The 21548-nt window shown below is 42.8% G+C and carries 19 protein-coding genes; 17 read left to right on the forward strand and 2 right to left on the reverse strand.

The window, feature by feature from the left end:
- Positions 1-16 precede the first annotated feature (16 nt).
- The 10 genes from NSQ29_RS07010 (at position 17) to NSQ29_RS07055 (ending at position 12805) form a co-directional block, all read left to right on the forward strand.
- On the forward strand, positions 17-934 hold the full coding sequence (locus NSQ29_RS07010; RefSeq protein ID WP_341124669.1) for a helix-turn-helix domain-containing protein: 918 nt from the start codon (positions 17-19) through the stop codon (positions 932-934).
- Positions 935-951: 17 nt separating this feature from the next.
- Positions 952-2034, forward strand: coding sequence for a Gfo/Idh/MocA family protein (locus NSQ29_RS07015; protein ID WP_042189716.1), 1083 nt, complete (start codon positions 952-954; stop codon positions 2032-2034).
- Positions 2035-2175: 141 nt separating this feature from the next.
- Positions 2176-2880: a response regulator transcription factor gene (locus NSQ29_RS07020; protein WP_042189714.1), complete on the forward strand. Its 705-nt coding sequence runs from the start codon at positions 2176-2178 to the stop codon at positions 2878-2880.
- 3 nt (positions 2881-2883) lie between these two features.
- Complete coding sequence (locus NSQ29_RS07025) at positions 2884-4266, forward strand: sensor histidine kinase (protein ID WP_341060180.1); 1383 nt, start codon at positions 2884-2886, stop codon at positions 4264-4266.
- A gap of 93 nt (positions 4267-4359) precedes the next feature.
- The gene (locus NSQ29_RS07030) at positions 4360-4893 is read left to right on the forward strand and encodes a hypothetical protein (RefSeq protein WP_149646979.1); all 534 of its coding nucleotides are present in this window, start codon (positions 4360-4362) and stop codon (positions 4891-4893) included.
- A gap of 128 nt (positions 4894-5021) precedes the next feature.
- The gene (locus tag NSQ29_RS07035; protein ID WP_341124671.1) at positions 5022-6143 is read left to right on the forward strand and encodes an FtsW/RodA/SpoVE family cell cycle protein; all 1122 of its coding nucleotides are present in this window, start codon (positions 5022-5024) and stop codon (positions 6141-6143) included.
- Between the two features lie 30 nt (positions 6144-6173).
- Positions 6174-7193 carry an LCP family protein gene (locus tag NSQ29_RS07040; protein ID WP_042189704.1) on the forward strand — a complete coding sequence of 340 codons (1020 nt, stop codon included), beginning with the start codon at positions 6174-6176 and terminating at the stop codon, positions 7191-7193.
- 176 nt (positions 7194-7369) lie between these two features.
- Positions 7370-8545, forward strand: a complete 1176-nt coding sequence (locus NSQ29_RS07045) for an MFS transporter (RefSeq protein WP_341124672.1) — start codon at positions 7370-7372, stop codon at positions 8543-8545.
- Between the two features lie 221 nt (positions 8546-8766).
- A complete protein-coding gene (locus NSQ29_RS07050; RefSeq protein WP_341124673.1) occupies positions 8767-11943 on the forward strand; it encodes a GNAT family N-acetyltransferase in 3177 nt (1058 codons plus the stop codon).
- Entirely contained in the window at positions 11930-12805 is an 876-nt protein-coding gene (locus NSQ29_RS07055) for an amidohydrolase family protein (protein WP_341124674.1), read from the forward strand. Before NSQ29_RS07050 ends, NSQ29_RS07055 begins: the two co-directional genes overlap by 14 nt.
- A gap of 130 nt (positions 12806-12935) precedes the next feature.
- Here NSQ29_RS07055 and NSQ29_RS07060 read toward each other — a convergent pair whose 3' ends face one another.
- Positions 12936-13490: a helix-turn-helix domain-containing protein gene (locus NSQ29_RS07060; protein WP_076299323.1), complete on the reverse strand. Its 555-nt coding sequence runs from the start codon at positions 13488-13490 to the stop codon at positions 12936-12938.
- Between the two features lie 124 nt (positions 13491-13614).
- Here NSQ29_RS07060 and NSQ29_RS07065 point away from each other — a divergent pair, with 124 nt between their 5' ends.
- The 3 genes from NSQ29_RS07065 to NSQ29_RS07075 all read left to right on the forward strand — a co-directional run bounded on the left by NSQ29_RS07065 (position 13615) and on the right by NSQ29_RS07075 (position 16607).
- Entirely contained in the window at positions 13615-14196 is a 582-nt protein-coding gene (locus tag NSQ29_RS07065) for a LysE family transporter (protein WP_341124676.1), read from the forward strand.
- Between the two features lie 118 nt (positions 14197-14314).
- Entirely contained in the window at positions 14315-15715 is a 1401-nt protein-coding gene (locus NSQ29_RS07070; RefSeq protein ID WP_341124678.1) for an ADP-ribosylglycohydrolase family protein, read from the forward strand.
- A gap of 73 nt (positions 15716-15788) precedes the next feature.
- Positions 15789-16607: a CAP domain-containing protein gene (locus NSQ29_RS07075; RefSeq protein WP_341060185.1), complete on the forward strand. Its 819-nt coding sequence runs from the start codon at positions 15789-15791 to the stop codon at positions 16605-16607.
- A gap of 130 nt (positions 16608-16737) precedes the next feature.
- Here NSQ29_RS07075 and NSQ29_RS07080 read toward each other — a convergent pair whose 3' ends face one another.
- On the reverse strand, positions 16738-17016 hold the full coding sequence (locus NSQ29_RS07080; protein ID WP_076286528.1) for a hypothetical protein: 279 nt from the start codon (positions 17014-17016) through the stop codon (positions 16738-16740).
- Positions 17017-17098: 82 nt separating this feature from the next.
- Between NSQ29_RS07080 and NSQ29_RS07085 the strand changes: the two genes are divergently transcribed.
- The 4 genes from NSQ29_RS07085 to NSQ29_RS07100 all read left to right on the forward strand — a co-directional run bounded on the left by NSQ29_RS07085 (position 17099) and on the right by NSQ29_RS07100 (position 21505).
- Complete coding sequence (locus NSQ29_RS07085; protein ID WP_076286527.1) at positions 17099-18676, forward strand: spore germination protein; 1578 nt, start codon at positions 17099-17101, stop codon at positions 18674-18676.
- Complete coding sequence (locus NSQ29_RS07090) at positions 18666-19847, forward strand: Ger(x)C family spore germination protein (protein WP_076286526.1); 1182 nt, start codon at positions 18666-18668, stop codon at positions 19845-19847. Before NSQ29_RS07085 ends, NSQ29_RS07090 begins: the two co-directional genes overlap by 11 nt.
- A gap of 33 nt (positions 19848-19880) precedes the next feature.
- Entirely contained in the window at positions 19881-20987 is a 1107-nt protein-coding gene (locus NSQ29_RS07095) for a GerAB/ArcD/ProY family transporter (RefSeq protein WP_076299321.1), read from the forward strand.
- Between the two features lie 92 nt (positions 20988-21079).
- Entirely contained in the window at positions 21080-21505 is a 426-nt protein-coding gene (locus NSQ29_RS07100) for a MarR family winged helix-turn-helix transcriptional regulator (RefSeq protein WP_341124680.1), read from the forward strand.
- The last annotated feature ends 43 nt before the right edge of the window (positions 21506-21548 follow it).

The following is a 21548-nucleotide window of genomic DNA, read 5'->3' on the forward strand; positions in this document are numbered from 1 at the left end:
TTAGGAGGATTTAACATTGAGTAACTTTCCCTATGAGATGATGTTTGAGAAGCATGATATGCTCGAAAGATTGGATATTTCAATCCAATGGGGACATTACGAGATAACAGTTCTTAGATTTCATTTGACCTCTTTTCCGCCGGGAAGAGTCATAGATTTCCATAATCATTCTGAATTCGAATTTCATTTTATTCCTAGAGGAAAGGGAGAAGTGACTCTTGGCGATTTAAAATACCCCTTGTCTGAGGGAATGTTTTATTTAACCGGACCGGGTGTCATGCACCGCCAAGAGGCGGATCCAGATGATTCTATGGAAGAACTGTGTCTACATGTGGACATCAAAGAGAAGATCAGAGAGGAGGTTGATCCTTGGGAGGTTGCGGAGGCTGAGACCTGTGTTCAGAAGCTAAAGCAGCTACCACTAGTTCCAGCGCAAGATTATCACAGCGCTATGAAATGTTTTCTTGAAGCCTATGAAGTTTGTGAAGGTAAACTAACGGGATATTACACTTCCATTAAACATCTCGTAATCAGCATTTTATTAAAGGCAGTAAGAGCGTATGATGCAGGTGGAATTCGAACAGAAGCACCTGTTAGAGATATGTCAACTTATCGGTACCAATACGCCATTCAATATATGGAAGCTAATTATTCAGGAGCTGTTACCTTGGAGAATGTTGCTGAAAAGCTGAATATTAGTTCAAGGCAGCTGCAGCGAGTGTTTAAACAAGTTAACGCCGATCAATCTTTCAGTAGGGCGCTTGAGGATATAAGGTTGAAAGCGGTCTGCCGTAAGCTTGAAGAAAGCAATTGTCCGATCGAACAAATCGCTCAAACGGAAGGGTTTACGAATGCTACATATTTGCATATTGTCTTCCGCAAGCGGTTAGGCATGACTCCAGCAACTTATCGAAATACAAAACAAACTAATTAGAAGTGAGGGTGAAAGATATGAGTAAAGTGTTTCGCGTAGGAATTATTGGATGTGGTGGAATTGCGAATGGCAAGCATCTTCCAAGTTTGAGCAAGCAAAGTAAAGTGGAAATCGTAGCTTTTTGTGACATTATTAAAGAACGTGCTGATGAAGCAGCGGAGAAATACGGTACTAGCGAAGCTGCTGTATATACGGATTACACAGAACTATTAAAAGATCATTCGATTGATATTATTCATGTGCTTACGCCGAATGATGCTCATGCAGAAATTTCAATTGCAGCCCTTGAAGCAGGAAAACATGTTATGTGCGAAAAACCAATGGCCAAGACGGCAGCAGATGCCAAACGAATGGTGGAAGCAGCGAAACGTACAGGCAAGAAACTAACCATTGGATATGACAACCGCTACAGAGAAGACAGCTTATATTTGAAAAAAGCATGTGAGTCCGGGGAGCTTGGTCATATCTATTTTGCAAAAGCACACGCCATCAGACGGAGAGCGGTACCGACATGGGGAGTATTCCTCGATGAAGAGAAGCAAGGTGGAGGACCTCTGATCGATATCGGAACCCATGCGCTGGATCTAACGCTGTGGATGATGGATAACTATAAACCAAAAGTCGTGCTGGGCACCAAATATCACGAACTGTCTCAAAAAGAAGAGGCCGCCAACGCTTGGGGACCTTGGGACCCTAAAAAGTTCACCGTGGAGGACTCAGCCTTTGGGATGGTCGTAATGGAGAATGGCGCTACAATTATGCTGGAAGCGAGCTGGGCACTCAATTCTCTGGATGTGCATGAAGCGAAATGCAGCTTGAGCGGGACTGAAGCAGGTGCAGATATGAAGGATGGACTTAGAATTAACGGAGAGAAATTCAGCAAGCTGTACACTAATAAAATTGAGCTTGGGGCAGGCGGCGTGGCTTACTATGAAGGTAAAGCAGAAAGTGCACCTGACATCGAATTAAGAAAGTGGATCGAAGCTATTGAACAGGATAAAGACCCGGTTGTAACACCTGAACAGGCATATGTTGTTTCGCAAATATTAGAAGCGATTTATGAATCTGCACAAACGGGTAAGGCTGTGTATTTGGATTAGATTTTTGACAAGCATAGCGATATAGAGTAATATCCACTTGTGATTTAATTACAGGGATCTGAGACAAGACTCTCTCTTTACTGGGAGAGTTTTTTTGTTTTTTTTGCATGTTTGAATACTGGGTTATAGGGGGGGAAGAGCATGAACACTGTAGAACGCAATCAAGTACTTATTGTGGAAGATGACGATAATATTAGACGGTTTATAGCTATCAATTTAACAAATAGTGGGTTTGTGGTTAGTGAGGCTGCTTGTGGAGAAGCAGCATTGCAGAGCTTTGAGGCGAACCGGCCAGACGTTATTGTTCTGGACATCATGTTGCCGGATTTGAATGGGTTTGAGATCTGCCGGAAGCTAAGAGAGCAGGACCCTGGGGTCATTATCATTTTTTTAACAGCAAGAGGACAAGATCTGGATAAAATCAATGGCCTTGAAATGGGTGCCGACGATTACATTGTGAAACCTTTTAATCCATTAGAACTGGTGGCACGGATCAAAGCGATATTGCGTCGTACAGAAACAGCTTTAAAACCGCAAAAAACTATCCTTCAAGCTGGACCGATTCGCCTGGATTTGAACTCGAACAAGATGTTTAAGCACGATGACATTATTGAATTAACCCCGAAGGAATTCCAGTTGATGAAGACCTTTTTAGAGCATCCGGATACAGCACTATCTAGGAATGAATTAATGAACCTGGTTTGGGGTGAGGATTTTATTGGTGATCCGAAGACAGTAGATGTTCACGTGCGTAAGCTAAGAGAGAAGATTGAAGAGGATGCCTCTAACCCGCATTGGATTGAGACTGTATGGGGGCTCGGATACCGCTTTAGAAAGGATGGTTGAAGAATGGGTATTCAGAAAAGATTAGTAGGAAGCTATTTTGTAGTGATCTGTCTTACTGTGCTCATTCTTGAGATTATTCTTAATTTATCTGTACGTTATTATTATTTTCATAATATAGAGCAAACCCTGATGAATCAAGCAGAACTGTCGGCTTCTTTTTATCAGCAATATTTTAGCGACGAGGATTTAGAGGCACAATCGGATAGGTTGTTAAAGGGCTTTGCCAGCCATTCCGATGCACAGGTACAGATTATTAATGCTGAAGGTCGGCTGTTGCAGGATTCTAATGGAATCCAAGGCGATTTTACGATGACAGATAATATGGATGTGCAAGCAGCCATACAAGGGCAGCCTGACAGTTGGAAGGGTGAGGACCCTGTAACCGAGGAAGCTATTTTTACGGTATCCTATCCTTTACAAGCCAAAGGTAACATCGTTGGGGAAGTAAGGTTTGTTACCTCCTTAACGGAAACGATACATACAGTTAATCAAATTGCGGTTTTGCTGATCGGGGTAGGTTTGCTCGTGATTGGTATTGTCACCTTGCTTGGATTATTACTATCTTGGACCATAACCAGATCCATTAAAGATCTGAAACAGGCAGCAGACCAAATGTCTGAAGGAGATTTTAGCATAAGAGTACAAAAGCGCTATCAAGACGAGCTTGGTTCCTTGGCAGATACATTGAATATGATGGCCAGTCGAATCTCGAAAAGTGAACAGCTTAAGAATGATTTTATCGCATCCGTATCCCATGAACTGCGTACGCCATTGACCTCGATCAAAGGCTGGGTAATCACCTTGAAGGCGGGTGGGGAGAGTAACCAGGCTCTGTTTCATGATGGGCTAGATATCATTGAATCTGAAAGTGACAGGTTAACTCATATGGTGGATGAATTATTGGATTTCTCCAAATTGGATAACGGAAGAATCGCAATTCACCTCACAACTGTGGATCTAACAGAGCTGTTGCAGCATATTGGCAGACAACTCACCCCTAGAGCAACCCGACAAGACATCTTGCTTCAAGTGAAAATAGAAGAGAATCTGCCTGTCATTCAAGCTGACGAGAATCGTGTGAAGCAAGTCATGATTAATCTCATTGATAATTCGCTCAAATTCACTAGTTCCTCAGGTCGAATTCTTATTACTGCCCATACGGTTCCAGGGAAAGTTGTAATTACAGTTGAGGATACTGGGTCAGGCATCGCAGAAGCGGATTTAGAGAATGTGCGGCGAAAATTCTACAAAGGGGATCAACAGGCGTCAGGCAGCGGTTTAGGACTGTCCATCTCGGAACAGATCATTACATTGCATCATGGCGAGCTGCGAATAAGCAGTATTTTAGGCAAGGGGACGATTGTCCAATTTGACTTGCCGATATAAATAGAGCTCAAATTTAACTATTTCATAACCACTTTCATCTCTTTCACAGATAAAATACTATATATGCGGACAAGCGAGGAGTCGATGATCCAAATGCCGAGCAAATTCATAACAATAGGTGCTATGTTAACAACGATACTTTTGCTCGGAGGATGCGGAGTGCCGGCAACACCAGGAGAGCTCATTAAGCCTCCATCATCAGAAGCAAGCCTGCAGCGAGACAAAACGAGCCAGGAATTTATCAAATGGCTTCCCGACAAAGCTCAATTGATAACTCCGTTGGATGGACAAGAGGATAATGCTATCTCTTTTGGGGATATGGATGGAGACGGTATCGACGAAGCAGTAGTTGTATATGAGTACAGCAAAAACAAAGGTTCTTCTATAAAAGCAATGCTGCTTAGGCAGGAAAATGAAGCGTGGCAAAAGATTTCGGAGGTTGAGGGGTTTGGGTATGGTCTGGATTATGCCGGATTCTATGATGTCGATGATGATGGCCATAACGAACTCGCGCTGGGCTGGTCATTGGGCGAGGCGGGGAACGGACTGGATATTTATACGCTGAGTGAAGATAAATTAAAGCTGTTATCGAAGAAGGCGTATCAGGACAAATTTGATCTGAGATAATCATTCCACTTTATAATCCGCTGCACTTCAGCTTCATCTTGAAACAAGATGTATTAGTGCTCAGGCGGATTATTTATGATGCTCATTTTACAACAAGAAAAATACAGAAATTAAATAGAGGTTGTATCATGTTTCTCACCACCAAAATTGCAAAGCTGGACAGATCCGTACTGTTTCTCGTAACATGCCTAGTTGGTATTGGTACTGTTGCTATTTATGGCGCGACTACGGATACACGGTTAGATGGTCTTTACATCAGTTCGTTGTATTTATTTGCTTTATTTTGCATACCCATGTTATTCATCGCATTGGTAGATTATAAGATTCTATTAGGCTGGTTAGCGTATCTCTTTTATAGTGTGGGTATTGGTCTACTTGTGCTAGTCAAGCTGGTTGGGGAAAACCTCAATGGTGCCGTGCGTTGGTTAAGTATTGGAAGCTTTCAGCTCCAGCCCTCCGAACTGGCAAAAATATGTACGGTGCTGCTCATTGCTCATCTATTGGGTAAACGAGAAGGACAGCAGCTTCGCTTTTTTCAAGATTTAGTGCCGGTTTGTTTCGTTTTTTTTATTCCTTTTATTTTGATCATGGATCAACCCGATTTGGGTACAGCGCTCGTTTTTGCGGGCATATTGCTTAGTATGCTTTGGATAGGTAACATCCGTGCTCTATATATGATCTTGATCCTCGGTGTGGTGATCATTTCGATTGGCACGATACTATGGCTCTATTATGCCAACTTCGATTTGTTATCCAAGATTGTCGAGCCCCATCAATTGTCACGAATTCAGGCTTTTTTGGACCCGCAGAGTGATCCCGATAAATCTTGGCATATCAAAAACGCAATGATAGCCATTGGCTCCGGTGGATTATCGGGTAGTGAAGGTATTTTTTTGCGAAAAGGATATATTCCATACGCGTATTCCGATTCGATCTATGTAGTCATCGGTGCAAAATACGGTTTTATAGGTTCATCCATTTTGCTGATGCTATATTTATTGCTCGTCTATCGAATGATCTTTATCGCACTCGAAAGCAGGGATCGCGCAGGGGCATATGTTGTCACCGGGTTTATCGCCATGATTATCTTTCAAGTTTCTGTTAACCTTGGAATGCATCTTGGATTGCTGCCCCTCACGGGGATATCCTTGCCGTTTATTAGTTATGGAGGTAGCTCGTTACTTACTAATATGATTGCGATTGGCATAGTGCTAAGTGTGAAAGTCCATAAGGATGAAAGCACGGATTGAAAAAGCTACTGGAACTGAGTGGAGGGAATTATGACTAACAAACGCAAATGGACAACAACTCGTAAAATTCTGACGAGCATTGGACTTGTCTTAGGCGCAACGATTATCGGAATTGGAGTATATGCAGGGTATTTATACAAAAAGACGGATAACGCGATAGAGCGCATGGCTGCTCCAGTCAACGTCCAGCCAACCGCTGCCCCAGAGGAAAAAAAGGCGACGGTATCGGTTGAACCTATGATTTTTCTGCTTGCCGGGGTAGATAGTCGGGACGGTGGTGGTGGGGTAATGAATACCGATGTGCTAATGCTTGTCAGCTTCAATCCTGACACGAAGTCGACGAGTTTCTTATCTATACCGAGGGATTTGTTGCTAAAACCTAAATCGTTGCCCTCTCGCAAAGCTAATTATTATTATGCTTACCATTACATAAAAGATAAAACTGAAGCTATCCCTAATACAAAAGAGTTTTTCAGCAATTTATTAGGTCTGCCAATTGATCACATGGTTGTGGTGAATTTTGATGTGCTGAAGGAGACGGTGGACTTGCTTGGCGGGCTAACCATTGATGTCGATATGGATATGAAATATATCGATTCGGCAGATGGAACGAACATCAACTTAAAGAAGGGCTTGCAGAAGCTGGATGGCAAACATGTGCTTGACTTTGTGCGTTACCGCAAATCGAATCAAGGAACGGCTGAATCCTCCGATTTTCAGCGCAATGATCGACAGCAGCAAGTAATTAAGCAGATTCTGGATAAGCTAGGGAATTTCCAAGGCGTGTCCCAATGGGGGAATGTATTGGACATCATCGGTGAAAATGTGAAGACTGATATTCCACAAGCAGATCTCCAGCAATGGTTGTTGAACTTCCCTAAACTCAAACCAGATCATATCAATTCCTTACATGTGGAATCTCTTTGGAAGAGTCCATACGTGTATGTGAATAAAGAGGATCTTAAACAAGCACTTACTACTCTGAGTACGGAAGCGGGCGTTAGCTCCGAAAGTTCATTGCACTTGGAGAATATTGGGACGGTAGATTGAAAGGCTATCACTTAAACTGCTCTAAGGAGCAGTTTTTTTGTGTCCAGTAATAATCCCGATAACCAGTAAAGTAATCCGCCAACGGGTAGAGGCCTGACTTCCAGGCGTAGTACCATGAACACAGCGATTATGAGTCGTATATTGTTTAGGTTTACTTGAGAGGAGAAGGGAATTTCATGAAATACAGACTGGGTATTATGTTTCTAATCGTACTTACAGGGATGATATCGATAGCCGCATTTAATCCGATTATTGGCCCGCTTGCTCGAAATTTGGGACTTAGTGATTTTCAATCAGGATGTTTGGTATCGGTAGCGGGACTTTGCTGGCTGCTCGGAGGATATTTCTGGGAAAAACAAACATTCATGAGCCGAAAATGGCTGCTCGCTTCGATTATGTTCATCTACATGGCAACACTAGTCATTTTTGCACTGCTGGCTGATTATGCAGTACATGCTGAGAGTAAAACAAGCCTATTTTGGAGTTTCTTTATACTTCGCGCAATCGCCGGTTTTTTCTTTGGAGGTATTCCGGCATTAGCACAAGCTTATGTTATGGGCTGGAGTACAAAAGAGACCCGTACTCAGGGAATGGCATTATTCGGTGCAGCCAATGGACTTGGCTTCGTAGTAGGACCTGCAATGAGCGGAGGAATGGCTTCGCTGGGACTCACCTCACCAATGTACGCCGCAGCCATATTATTATTCACCTTGGCTATATTATTTCTAGTGTTTATTCCTAAAGAAAAGAATATCGAGATCGAACGGCAGGCGATTTCACTTTCACCCAATGACAAACGGATACGCCTCTATTTATGGATTGGACTATTGCTATCGTTTGCTCTGAATATCGTGCAGGTTACTATCGGATTTTTTGTGCAAGACAGCCTTGGATACAGTACCCAGCAAGCCACTCAGTTAATTGGAACGGGTCTGGCTATCTCGGGAGTAATGGTGGTGATCTCGCAAATTGTGATCAGCAAATATCTCAAATGGCATCCTAAAAAGGTGCTGCTCGTAGGGCTATTATTTGTGGCTTTGGGTCTGCTAGGCTTGTTATTGTTTATCAGATTTGCTTATGTGGACTTTACATTCTTGGGAATTGGCATCGGCTTCACATTGCTCGGCTATAGTGCGGGTGCTTCAATGGCGGTTCAAGACCATGAGCAAAGAAGCGTTGCTTCCTTTATTGCGGCCCTGCAAGGTGGCGGATCATTCATAGGTCCAGTTATAGGCACAGCTTTATACACCGCTAATATGGCATTTCCTTATTCTTTCTGCGTGCTGTTGATTGGTATTGTAGGTATCGCGAATTTGAAAAAAAGATCAGCAGATCGTGTGGAGAGTTGTTAAATAGAAATGCCGCTCATAGAGTAGATTCTAAGCTGTCGAGGGAGTCTCGACAGCTTTTTTATTCTGCAGCTTTCTGCTGGCAGTGGCTTTATGTAGAAAATAAGGAGAAAGAGTTTTTTACCTCGTAACAGCCTTCCAATTAATAGTATAATAAGAACTCGTAGGAGTTATTTGAATAAAGTTGTATACATACTCTATTTGAGGGAGAAGGAGCTGAGAGCATGACTGTTAAGACTACAGCGGAACAAATCCGCATTATAGAATATGATCCTTCTTACGCTAAGGCGGTTGCAGAAATGTGGAACCGTAGCAACGAAAGCTGGGGTGGAGGCACCAATCAGAGAACAGAGGATACAGTACGCCGCGAGATGGAAATCTCGTCCAACCTGAATGTGTTTCTCGCCGTTGATGGCGAGGAAGTGGTCGGCTTCTGCAGTTTTGCTCATTACCGTCAAGACGAAGGAGCTTTGTATGTCCCATTGTTGAATGTACGACCTGATTATCACGGATACAAGGTAGGACGTAACCTGATTTTGAACGCTGTTCGTACAACAATTGAAGCGGGCTGGCCACGTCTTGATCTGTTTACTTGGGCAGGTAATACGAAGGCCGTACCGATGTATAAGAAATGTGGATTCTTTTGGGAAAAAAATGAGGATTACGTTCATCTGATGAACTTTATTCCGACGGTTCTGCAAACGGAAGCACTCGCTCCTTATTTTGAACAGCTGGATTGGTATGCAGATAGTACCCGTGAACTGCCCATTCAGCCGGATGGTCGCCGGGAGCGTGGTTTTGATTTCTTCGATTACACTTGGCAAAAGGGAGAACTCTCCTTACGTGCAGAATTCGAGAAGACCGGTCGCGGCCTGACGGCTCTTGATACACCTGACTATGAAATCTCCACGGAGATTGACGATCACGATCTTGTCTTCGGTTCCACCTACAAGATTCGCTATCACATCAAGAATCGTTCGGCGTCTGATCTGGCCATTGAGATCAAAGGCGAAAATGACAAAAATATTCGTTTTGCCTTGTCTGCTGAACCAACACTCGCGCCAGGAGAATCAGTTATCGTAGAAGGTGAGTTCGAGCTTGATCCGATTCGTGAAGAGCAAAACGATAAGAAGACTCACCCCGTGGTTATGAGCAAATGGATCATCGGTGGCAAGCGCGCTGAGTTCCGCATAGGTGTTGCTCCTAAATTCCCACTAAAAATGATGATGGAGTTGCCAAAGCGTGAGCTGTATCCGGGTCTTCCCGCTGAGTTATATTTGAACGTTGAGAATAATTTTGCAGCGGAAGCGGAATTTTCTTTTGATTTGCCAGAGGAAGAATTTTTGACGTGGGCGGATAGGACAGTAAGCTTCTCGGTTCCAGCTAAAAGTAAGGCTTCCATCCGAGTACCCTTTACCCTAAATTCATATGGCCTTTATTCACGGGATATTGAGGTGACGGCCGTTCCGGCTGGAGAGAAGGCAGTGTCCTTCATCAGCAAATTATCTGTGCTAATGAAAGGAACACATGGCCGCTTTGGTGGGGAAAACGGGGATCAGTGGGTGGCTGTAAACGGCGCCTATTCCGTACATCTTAATAATAACGACAATGGGATGTGGATTGAATATCCCGGCTCGAGCCATAATTTCTGGTTAACCCATCCGAAGTTAGGTAAACCATTCGCCGAAGAATTCTCGAAGAAACAGGCTAAAGAAGTAAAGATCTATTCCGAAGGAGAAGGCCAAGTTCTAGAGACCCTTTATGAATCGGATGAATTCCCGGGTCTGGAGATAAAAAGTGTGGCTAAGCTCTTTGCAAACGGAATTGCTGAGTTTTATAGCGAGGTACGCAATACTAGTAACCAAACGTTGGAAGAGGATATGTATCTGCTAACGAATTTCGGATTTTTTGGCAAACGGCTCATCCTGCCTTATCAGGGGCATTACGTAGATATGGGCGATGCTTATTCGGGTGATCCGAGTTATTGGGACAGCGCTCAAATTACGGAAAATTGGTTGTTTAGCAAGGAAGAAAATGTCACATGTGGCGTTTGCTGGGACCCTTCGCTGAAGCTGCTTCGTCCGGAGTATCCACTTGGACTGGAGCATAATCTTGGTCAAATCTCTGCTGGAGATGTCGTACGAACAAAGACGCTGGTGTTCGCTTTAAACACCTTCCTGAAGTGGTCGGATTTCCGCACCTTTACACGGAAGCAGCTGGATCCGATCACACCGGTGTTGGATGATCATCTTGAATTAACGCTCGGCGGTGGAAATCCGTTTGCGGCGGGGGCGCTTCATGCGGAGTTTATCGAACGAAAGATGACTCCGCTTAATGGAAGCCTCGAGCTGTATGTACTAACGGATAGAGGAGAGGAGCAGAAAGTCGCTGAGATGGTGCTGCAAAGAGATCAGAATCTGCACTCCGCGGGCTTTGAGCTCTCGCCTGAGGAAGCGGAATCTTCTTCAGAACACAGCCAATCAGGACAGAAGGTACGAGTCGTCTATCGTGGAGAGGATCGTATTCAAGAGCGAACAGGCCTCTGGTTCCCTCAAACGGAAACAGCAGCCGTTGTCTGTGGCACAGAAGAGGGACCAGCGGGTCCTATTTACACTGTGAGCAACGGAGTTCTTTCTATTGCAGCTGCTCCTGATTTCGGCAGTGTTGTGCATTCCTTGAAGCACCATGGAGAAGAATGGCTGGATAGCTCCTACCCGGAAGCAGCACCACGTTCCTGGTGGAATCCTTGGCATGGTGGACTCGGTGTAGGTATTTCAGGCATAGGTGGATTTAGTCGTTTGGAGGAGCCAAGAAGCGCAGCTTGGACCGAGCAAAGGGATGTTCAGGGCAATGTTTGGAAAGGATTACGTATCACTACTTCGATCGAGAAGCAGGAAAAGAACCGAGGGATTGTTGTTAATCAGCATTACCTTATGCTCCCCGGCGTCCCTGTGCTCTGTGTGTTACATTCGGTGACCAATGACAGCGGAATGACCCTGCCGAATTATTCGTTGTCGGAGGAGAATTATATCAAACCTTCGCCAGTCTATGCCGAAGGATGGATGGAATTCTCCAAGGAGGGCAAGTTCTTATTAGGAACGGTTGAAACCTATCTTGAGGCCAAGGGACTATTGCGAATTGGTGCATCTTCGCGTAAGGATATGCTGCATATGGTGAGCAGTCACCCGAATCAGAGTGCCTCGGCGTATGTGAACAATAAGGTATTTAATCACGGGGTGCATCATCATCTTCCGCTTCTAAATGGAGAAACCGTTTGGACACAGCCCTCCTTCCTGATCATGGGAGAACTCGCTCTGAATTCAGAGGATGTCCGCAGTCTTTTGAAGCTGACCTTTGCTAGACCTACTGACGAAAAGGAGATCTTAAATGCCGATCATTGATATTCACATTCATCTGTCGGACATCGACAGCTTTCATCAAACAGCACTGGATCTCTCCAAAGTCGATTACACTGCTGCCGGGCTCAAAGCGGAGTTTGATAAGAACGACGTTGTTCTCGGCATTGGAATGGGGGTCACGGAACAGACGAAGGGAGCTTTCCCTGACTCTACTTCCCCTAATCCGATGAGCCTTGACTTGGAGGATACTGTGCCGCCTTTCTTAATGGAATGCGTGGGGATCAATCCGAACATGCTCGGAGGAAAGGATGCTCAGGAGGAGCTCGACCGAATTGAGGCACGGCTGCAAGCGCCGGAGGTGGCTGGTATTAAGCTCTACGCCGGGTACTATCATCATTACGTTTATGACAAAATCTATTCGCCGATCTATGATCTGGCAGAAAAGTATGGCACGCCTGTGGTCATTCATACCGGTGATACGTACTCGATGAATGGATTGCTAAAGTATGCACATCCACTTACCGTAGACGAATTAGCGTTTCAACGACGTGATGTGAATTTCATGATCTGCCATCTTGGCGATCCGTGGGTAATGGATGCCGCCGAAGTGGTGGCCAAAAATCCAAACGTCTATGCCGATTTGTCCGGTCTTGTGGTCGGTGATCGGCCTCATTTTGAACGGTTCATGAATGAACCTCTGTTCATGGATCATTTTCGCCGGGCGCTGGTGTATTCCGACCACTATGAGAAAATGCTGTTCGGCACGGATTGGCCACTCGCTCCTATTGACCTGTATGCGGAATTTGTCCGCCGACTTGTCCCTGAGCAGCACCACGAGAAAGTATTTTACGAGAATGCCTTTGCCTTATTTCCACGCATCCAGCAGCGGATTGCGGCGCTCTAAGCATTACGAACAAGCCATCCTTTAGTTCTTCTAAAGGATGGCTTGTTTTTTGTAAAAGGATATTAACTCATCTAGCAACCCTATCATAGAGAACGTAGTCCCAAGGCTCAAGTGCCTTGGGATTTTTTTGCTAAGAGGGGTAGTATAAAATCATGCTTAACCGGGTTATTGTTTGTCCTGGATTATGATATACATGGGGTTTGTCTGCGAGGAATGTGATAGAATCACCTGATTTCAAGAGGTATTCATTGTTATTGACACGGAAAGACAATTCTCCGTCAAACACGGTGATTAATTCTTCGGTACCTTCCATATGAGAATTGGCATCAAGGTATCCACCCTTGTCTATCTCCACGGTATAACCTTCAAACCGTTTACTTTCTTCAAATGGAAAAGATAGATACACTCGATATTTTCCGTTATCTTCAAGCAGTGGCTGAATGTCACTTCTTAAGATTACTCTTGTGTCAGGCTTTGGGTAATCTATCAGCGCAGAAAATGAAATTTTTAAGCCATTGGCGATTTTCCAAAGGGTTGTAATGGTTGGTGTCGATTCCCCTCTTTCGATTTGACCAATCATTGTTTTGCTGACTCCTGTTAATTCGGCAACCTTTTCCAGGCTTAACTCTTTACTTTTTCTTATCTTTTTTATATTTTCTGCAATAATTAGATTTATTTCTTCCACTGTAATTACTCCTGTCTCCATTTACTTTATAACGATCGTGATATACAATAAAACGCACGAATGTACGTTATAACGTCTGATAGATACATTATAGCATACAAGTTGGAAGGGGAGATATAATTTAGTGTTTGTTTCTTTGTTTTTATATGCATTTGTTGCAAGTTTTACTCCGGGACCCAATAACATTATGGCAATGAGTTTTGCAAACCAAGTTGGGCTGAAAAAAACAATGAAATTTTGTTTAGGAGTGGGTACAGGATTTTTTATAATCATATTGTTATGTTCCTACTTTAATCTACTTTTGAATAATCTTCTTCCACAAATTAAATCTATTATGGCTGTAATAGGCGGAGTCTACATGCTGTATTTAGCAGTTAAAATGATTACAAGTAAACAACCAGAAAGTGATGCAGCTGGAGATAAACACAATAGCTTTATTGCGGGAATGCTTTTACAATTTATCAATCCGAAAGGGATATTATATGGGATCACAGTTACATCAACATTTATTCTTACCTATCCTTCTTCCTCTTTTAGGTTATTGAGTTATTCTTTAATTCTTGCTTTCATCGGTTATATGGGCACTTTTTGTTGGTGTTTGTGTGGTTCTCTTTTCAAAAAAATGATATCTAAATATAGAAGTCAATTTAATGTACTGATGGGACTGTTGTTAGTGTATTGTGCAGTTTCGATAGTATTGGGATGAAGGATTATTAAGGGAAAATCAATATTTGATCAATACTTTTTTATCTAGTTATCTTTTACTTCTAAAGCTTATGATATTGATGTATTGTGGATAGATACGAGGACAAAGGAGATGCAATATGCTACCATCACTCACATTTCTTAAACTTCAATTGGAAGGCGTTCTGCGTAATAAATTCGAGCAGGGGCATCAAACCTCCGGTTATTTAGCTAAGTTGGAAAAGCTCCCAGCAAGCTATGATGCCTATCTAGAATTCGCCCATAGCTTGGCTGTCATTCCAATGAGGGACAACTGGCCTTACTATGAGCCGAACGATTTAGATGAGATATGGCGGGAATGTGATCCGGCTCGACCTCTAGGTCAGGTCGGGATTTTGAATCTGAAGGATAGCTCCAAGCGTGTAGAAGTAGGTTTCCTCGCTTCAGTCTGTGGCTCAATGCTGGGCAAACCGATAGAGGTAAATCCCAGCTTGTCGGAATTACGTCAAGCCTTAACTTCTGTAGGGGAATGGCCACTGAATGATTACATTTCTGAAGAAATTCTCCATGCGCTGGATCGTCGTCATTGGTCTTGGTTTGAGACGACACGGGGGCGAATTCGTTATGTGGCACCTGATGATGATATCAATTACACATTAATGGGAATGATGGTGCTAGAACAATTCGGTGATGGTTTTACGAAAAGGAATTTAAGAGATTTATGGTTAAATCATCTTCCGCTAAGTACAACTTGGGGTCCGGAAAGAGCTATTTTGATGCGATCAGGCATTAGCTATTTGGAGCATGATAAGGAACTATTCAATCATTCTGAAATAGAGGCTTGGCCTGATTTTATGGTGCAGGGTACGGAACTATGCGGTGCGGCGATTCGTGCAGATGCTTACGGATATGCCTGTCCTGGTCAACCTGCTCTGGCTGCTGAGCTAGCTTGGCGGGATGCAAGTTTTACTCATCGCCGGACCGGCATTTACTCCACGATGTTCATTGCTGCTGCGATTGCTGTTGCTCACGTGCAGCGCGATCCCATTGAAATAATCAATACGGCTCTGCAATTCGTCCCTAAAAGAAGCCGATTCTACGAGATTACTAAAGATTGCCTTGAGATGGTAGCGAATGCAGATGACTGGCTGGAAGCGTATCAGAGCATTAACCATAAGTATGCGAATTATTGTCACTGTGATGTTTATCAGGAAATAGGCACCTTAATTAATACCCTGCGATTTGCAGACAATGTTGGTGATGGAATATGCAAGCAGGTGATGCAAGGAAACGATACGGATAGCTTTGGAGCAACGGCGGGCTCTCTGCTTGGGGTTTATTTCGGTCCTGATCACTTGGAATCAAGGTGGCTTAAACCTTTTCAAGATCGGATTCATACGGGGCTTTCTAATTTTCATGAGCAAAGTCTTTCTTGTTTAGCGGAACGGATGGGGCGTTTACCAGAGCTACTGCAAACCGGTCGTTATCAAGTTCAGCCTAGTGAGCTCTATGTGAGCAAGAATACGGATCTCGATACATAATAAGCTTACAAAAAGTCCACAGCAACAAATGTTGCTGGTGGATTTTTTTGCTTTTTATTTTTTTGAATTAGAGATGAATAATTCAATCGTGCTTTACAAAAACTTTATTCGATTAAGTCACTACTTTGCCAAATCAGGAGGGGTCGTTATTAAACCATTTATCGTAATAGTAGCGCTATTGCTCGTTACAGCTTGTTCGGGTAATCAATCTGCCAACAACCAAATGACTACTCAACAAACGAAGGTTGGACATCATGCTGGCAAAACAGCTACAACAACAACCTTAACTCAAGCGTCTTCTATTTCCACAGAGAATGCTAGGAAATCAACGATTAATGCTAAACAAGTACCCGGCGATGTAACGAAATGGCTGGATGGGTTTATCCGCACTACTCCACCTACAGGTGGTACAACAGGTGATCAAACCACTTATCCGCAAACTTCCGCTAAGCCACAGTATTCTGCTAATCCGCAACAATCGGCCAACCCACAATATTCTGCTAATCCGCAAACCTCCACCAATGCATCGGCATCAGTGCAGAAAGTGTTGGAACTGGTAAACAAAGAAAGAACAAACGCAGGCTTGAAACCCCTTAGTTTGAATAGTGAGCTGTCGAAAATGGCTTTGGCTAAAGCGCAGGATATGTCCGACAACAATTATTTTGACCATCAGTCACCAACCTACGGATCTCCGTTCGACATGATGAAGGCATTTGGGATCTCCTATAATACAGCAGGGGAAAATATCGCCAAAGGCCAGTCGAGCCCGGAAGAAGTAATGAATCAATGGATGAACAGCCCTGGTCACCGTGCCAACATCCTGAATAGTTCCTTTACTGAAATTGGAATAGGTTACTATAACAGTGAGTGGGTTCAAGAATTTATTGGTTAGTGTGATCAGCAATCTAAACGTCACATATTAAAAGCTAATTTTAAAACCCATGTCATCAGACATGGGTTTTATTTTTATAAAGGAGGGTAGTTAATTCCACATATGGCTGGAAGATCGAAATCGATGATCACTATTTCGTCTGGGTTTTGTCGACATGCTCGGATGGTTGACCTTGCGATGATGGAGATTGCTGTGGCAGCCATTTTTGTACCAGTGGCCACATTAAATAAGTTATTGTGCCTACAATCAAGAAATTAAAGATGATGAGTTCTGAGGTACTCATGACGCGAAAAGAGGCCATTAGATTACGAAATGTTTCTTGTATGTTAAAGAGTGAAATGAAGTCAAGCAGAAAGGTCAGTGCTATTACTAAGATTAATAAGAGTATAGTTACGACGAATATTTTCATACTACTTCCCTGCCTTCATTGTTAATCTTCCAATAATATTTGCTGTTAATGGGTAGAATAATCACGCAAAGAGCAGCAAATAATGGAGAGAAAGGTGAAGGGCATGGCAGAGGATGGCAATGCAAGTAGCAAAAGTGCTGGAAGCAATCCACAATGGACCGTCCCTTCAATTCCGATTGATTCAACAGAATTAAGAGTCAATTTAGAGCAGATTCGCCAAAAGACAGGGAATAGTGGAGATATAATTATTCGAGAATTTACGATTGGGGGCTCGGAGGAGGAGCTTCAAGCCGCAATTATTTATGTGGATGGCATTGTTAACAATACAACCATTAATCAATTTGTCATGGAAGTCTTGCTGAACGTCATGCTGAGTAATGAACAAAGGACATTAAATGATCTGGTCCAAGTAATCACTGATAAAATTGTTCCAATCGGTGGTCTGAAGACGCTTGTTCAATGGGATGAACTCTATGATGCTCTGTTGTGGGGGCAGACTATTTTATTAATTGATGGATCGAATGAAGCCCTAGCGATTGCTACATCGGGCGGTGAAGTCCGCGCTATAGATGAGCCCGGTACGGATACTTCTATTCGAGGATCTCGTGAAGGGTTTGTTGAAAGCTTAACGACAAATATTTCGATGGTTCGGCGTCGCATAAGAAATCCTAATTTATGGCTGGAATCGATGACATTAGGTCAAGTTACACATACCAGGATAGGGATCATGTACATAAATGGGATCGCGGATGATAGCATTGTTGAAGAGGCGAAGCGACGTCTCCGCAAGATCAAATTGGATAGCATTCTGGAATCAGGATATATTGAGAAAATGATAGAAGATCAGAGTTTTACTCCGTTTCCAACGGTCCTACCTACAGAACGCCCAGATACCGTCGCTGCTAATCTTTTAGAAGGAAAAATTGCAATTATGGTGGATGGAACGCCCTTTATGCTAATCATCCCAGCCGTTTTTAATCAATTCTTTCAAATTACAGAGGATTCTTATCATCGGTATGATATCAGTGTTGCATTGCGGCTGTTACGAATCGTAATGTTCATCATTTCGATGATTGGACCTTCTTTCTATATTGCAGCAACAACCTTTCATCAAGAAATGATACCAACGCAGTTAGTGATTTCGCTTGTTTCACAGCTAGAAGCAACGCCATTTACCGCGTTTGTTGAGGCGCTATTAATGGAGGTTATTTTTGAAATTCTGCGTGAAGCGGGTGTTCGTATGCCAAAAGCAATTGGATCAGCAGTATCCATCGTTGGAGCACTTGTCATTGGGCAGGCAGCTGTACAAGCAGGTTTAGTGTCAACGGCAATGGTTATTGTTGTTTCACTTACAGCTATCTCTAGTCTAGCGACGCCTGTTTTCTCAATTGCTGTATCCGCGAGATTGTTACGTTTTCTCCTCATGATCAGTGCAGCAACGTTCGGTTTCTTTGGAATGATTCTTACCTTGATTATGATCATTGCACATATGTGTAGTTTACGTTCATTTGGTGTACCTTACATGGCTCCTTATAGTCCAATGATGCATGTAAAAAATAGTCAGATTCATGCACCTTTACCGATTTGGATGAGACATTTGATTCCAAAATTGATGAAGAAGCCTACAACAGAGCAAGTGGGTGATCAAGATGGGACGTAGAATGGCACGGTTTTGTTTGTCGATGGTTATGATTGCTCTCCTTACGGGTTGCTGGGATAGTCGAGAGTTAACGGATATCGGTTTTGTGGTTGCGATGGCGATTGATAAAGGAGAAAAAAAGAACATTAGGGTTACGGTTCAGATCGTGAATCCTGTAAATGTCTCAAGTACACAAGGAGGAGGTAGCCCAATGCCTTTACCTCCAACCACATATTCAGCAGAAGGAAATAATGTATTTGATGCCACTCGCGTTCTCTCACAAAAACTTTCTAGGCAATTGCATTATGGTCATGCGATAGTTCTCTTGGTAGGTGAAGAATTAGCTACAACACAAGGGATAAAGAAGCTTTTTGACGGCATTGAGCGGGATAGTGAGTTTCGTCCTTCCGCTACAATGGTTATCGCGAGGGGAACGACGGGAGAAGAAATCATTAAACAACGAACGAGTCTCGATAATTCACCTGCCATTAAAATTAAGAAAATGGTAGCTGAAACCGAGAAAGCATTTGGTGAAAATATTGATGAGAAAATATACCAAGTCATTCAAGCCATCGTCTCATCTGGTAAAGAACCTACGATTACTGGCATTCAACTCGATTCTACAAATAAAGAAGATAAATTAATGGCTAATGGGATTGCTACTTTTAAAGATGGAAAATTAATGAGGTGGTTAGACGGAAATGAAAGCCGTGGATTCTTATGGGTGTTAGGCAGAGTTAATTCGACATTGTTAACCATGGATTGGAATGGTCAGCCACATACAATCGGGATCGAGAATATACGAACCAAATCATCATTTCATTCAAGCTTTGATAAATCCGGTAAACCAATTATTGAGGTGAAGATTGGCGCGGATGCAAATATTGGTGAGGTTGATGTCCCAATTGATGTAACTAACCCGAAATTGTTCTTGCAAATTGAGCGCCTGTACATGCAAGCCGTTCATGATGAAGCGGTAGCCACGATTAAATTAATGCAACAGCAAAAGTCGGACATTTTTGGATTTGGAGAAGTGGTGCATCGTGATCACCCTAAGCAATGGAGAACGTTAAAGCGGGATTGGAACGATGTGACCTTTCCCACCATTGAAGTAAAAGTGAAAGTGGAGGCTTATTTGCGTAATACTGGGTTGCGTAATAGAACCATAATGGAAAGTATCGATAATAGCTGATAAATGAATTGTTCATAGAGAGAAGGAGTGACATTGGAAAAAGCAAAGATCAGTCCCCGTCAATTGCTTATCCTTGTATTGATGTTTGAAATCGTGAGTGCGATTATCTCCGGATTTGGTGCGGAAGCCAAGCAAGATGCATGGATCACCGCAATCCTCGGAATGCTCGGGGGAATTTGTTTATTTCTAATCTATCATCGATTGTTTTTATTTTATCCGGATCTTCCGCTCACGGAATATGCGAAAAAAATATTAGGGCCCGTTGTGGGTCGTATCGTCGCCTTGTTATATGTCGTCTATTTCTTGTTTAATGGGAGTTTTGTAGTCCGTGAATTCGCCTCAATGGCTGTATCCTTTGTTTTTACACAGACTCCCTTTCTCGTTATTATTGCTTTGATGCTACTTTCGGTTATGTATGTCATTGGAAAAGGTATTGAGGTGTTGTCGAGGACAGCGGAGCTCTTTTTTTCTGTGTTACTTCTTGTTACTGTAACCGGTCTAATTTCGATTGTTACATCTGGGAATGTAAATCTTCAAAATTTAAGGCCTGTACTTGAAGAGGGATGGTTAACCGTACTGAGGCAATCGATTCCAAGCACCGTTGTATTTCCTTTTGGAGAGATTATAGTGTTCTTGATGTTGTTTCCCTATGTGAATAAACCGCAACAAGTGAAGAAAACAGTGATTACAGGATTATTGATCAGCGGATCTTTTATCGCGTTTGTTACGATGCTAAATGTGTCTGTCCTCGGTGCGGATCTATTTACAAGAACACAATACCCATTGCTGACAACCTCGGAGTTGATTGAGGGAAGAGCTTTATTAGAACGATTGGATGTATTGTTTCTCGTCACGGCTATTGTCGGTGGTTTTTTCCGTATCGGCATTTATTTATATGCGACGCTAATCGGTGCGGCAACATTGTTCGGTATTCCCTCCTATCGCAAATTAATGATCCCCGTGACTATGGTTATGTTTATTTGTTCCATTGCGATGGCAGGAAACTATGTAGAATTTATCTATACAGGATTACGTGTCGTCCGGTTCTATGTCCAGATTCCGATGCTGTTTATCATTCCACTAATACTTCTAGTGATGGGCTGGTTTCAAGAGAAGAAGAAGCTGAAATCTGCGAAATAAGGAGCTTATATTCTAGAGTTGCATTTATTAGCCTTTACAATTATACTCGTCATAGCAACTATAATCATGTCAATTATCTGGGGGCCATACCATTGGAATTAGAAAAATACATAGGCGTAATTGTACACCGGGCAGATTTAAAGCTGAATAACTATTATCAAAAAGTGGTAAATCCCTTTGATATTACGGTGGACCAATGGGAGATCCTCGTTATTCTTTGGGAGAGTGAAGGGATTACTCAAAAGGATATTGCTGAAAGACTCTATAAAGATCAAACTAACATTGCGCGTATGCTCTTCAAGCTTGAAAAGAAAGGCTTTGTTCATCGTGTAATCCATGAGACGGATAGAAGATCTTTACGTGTATATCTAACCTCTAAAGGGCGTGAAATAAAAGATGAGATTCTTGCTCCCTCTCTTGAAGCGTATAGAAAGACCATTGAAGGGTTAACTGAGGAAGAGGTTGAAACCTTTAGAAGGCTACTTTCTGTCATTCATAATAATGTAAAGGATTTATAGTAGATTTTGTTTGTGAAAAGAGAAGCTCTTCACGCCAATTAGT

The organism is Paenibacillus sp. FSL F4-0236, from assembly GCF_038000135.1.
In the GTDB taxonomy this organism is placed as follows: Bacteria; Bacillota; Bacilli; order Paenibacillales; family Paenibacillaceae; genus Paenibacillus_AQ.